A 1472-nucleotide genomic window follows, 5' to 3' on the forward strand; every position below is an offset into this window, starting at 1 on the left:
GGCGCTTCAATTACGGGCCGCCCGATCAGCTCTTGAAAACCCTCCGGAAATGGCTCAAACCATACGCAAGATCATCAAAGTCCTAGGTCAGCCCCTTTTGTTTTTGAAAATGTGAAAGGTCTTACTGTAGGGAAGCATAAAAAATTCTTGGCTGAGATTATCTCTCTGTGTGAGGCTGCGGGATATAATCTTACATTGCCGTATAAAGTTTTAAATGCGGCAGAGTACGGTGTTCCCCAAGATCGCAGGAGATTGTTCTTGGTCGGAAATCGCGCTGATCAAAGTCCATACTTATACCCTAAAACGCAAGGAAAGGTCTCTGTAGATGAGGCGATAAATGATTTGCCTGAAGCAGAAGATTTTGATGAGTTGCTGGAGCGAGATTGGGTTGAGGCACCGTATGGGAACTCTTCTGAGTATGCACTACAAATGCGAGAATTGAGTAATATCCCATTTCATTTTGGGTACAGGCGTGACTATCCAACTCACCTGATTACATCTAGTCTTCGTACCAATCATAACGACTTATCACGTCACCGATTTAAGGAGACTCCTTTTGGCAAAACAGAACCTGTAAGTAGATTTCATAAATTAGACCCCCAAGGCGTATGCAACACCCTCAGAGCCGGCACTGCGAGTGATCGAGGTGCGTTTACATCACCTCGTCCAATTCATCCCTATACACCCCGTTGTATTACAGTCAGAGAAGCGGCTAGATTGCACTCTTATCCTGACTGGTTTCGCTTTCACATGACTAAGTGGCACGGCTTCAGACAGATTGGTAATTCCGTGCCTCCTAAATTAGGAATGGCGGTTGCCAAACAAGTAATGAAGGCAATCGGCGTTAGGCCTGAAAAACCAAAAGATGTGCTGAGCTTGGGTAATCCAGTTATGCTATCATATAATATGGCTCAAGCCGCTGATTATTACTCTGTGCCTGCCAATGTAATTCCAAAGAGAACGCGAAAAGTAGCTTAGAATGGCGCGGCAGGAGAACAGATATAAAAGAATTCTCGAAAGGATATTTTTTGATAAATATCAAGATGGTCTTGCCGTCATACCTTTTGAGAGGCAAGAAATGTTAGATGTTTGCCAAGAGTTGGGATTTACTGCACCAAAAAATATTGGTGATGCAGTTTATGCCACACGATACAGAAAGGGCATGCCAAAGAGTTTACTCGACCATCCTCCCAAAGGCAAAGAATGGATAATCTTGGGCGTTGGGAGAGGCTTGTATAACTTTCGGTTAGTAAAAGAAAGTAGAATAAGGCCCCAGCCAAGCTTACTTACTATAAAGATACCTGATTCAACCCCAGAAATAATTAACATGTATGCTCAGTCTGATGAGCAAGCTCTTTTGGCAGTAGTTAGATATAGGGGCTGACCTAGGACTTTGATGATCTTGCGTATGGTTTGAGCCATTTCCGGAGGGTTTTCAAGAGCTGATCGGGCGGCCCGTAATTGAAGCGCCA

1 protein-coding gene and 1 pseudogene are annotated in these 1472 nt (G+C 44.1%); both read left to right on the forward strand.

Features of this window, described 5'->3' with window-relative positions:
* Positions 1-105: 105 nt before the first annotated feature.
* Positions 106-978, forward strand: a pseudogene (locus IEV88_RS15165) (DNA cytosine methyltransferase); the annotation flags it as partial.
* 1 nt (position 979) lies between these two features.
* A complete protein-coding gene (locus IEV88_RS15170; protein ID WP_188160728.1) occupies positions 980-1384 on the forward strand; it encodes a hypothetical protein in 405 nt (134 codons plus the stop codon).
* Positions 1385-1472: the final 88 nt, after the last annotated feature.

The organism is Aquisalinus flavus (genome assembly GCF_014640095.1).
Taxonomy (GTDB): domain Bacteria; phylum Pseudomonadota; class Alphaproteobacteria; order Caulobacterales; family Parvularculaceae; genus Aquisalinus; species Aquisalinus flavus.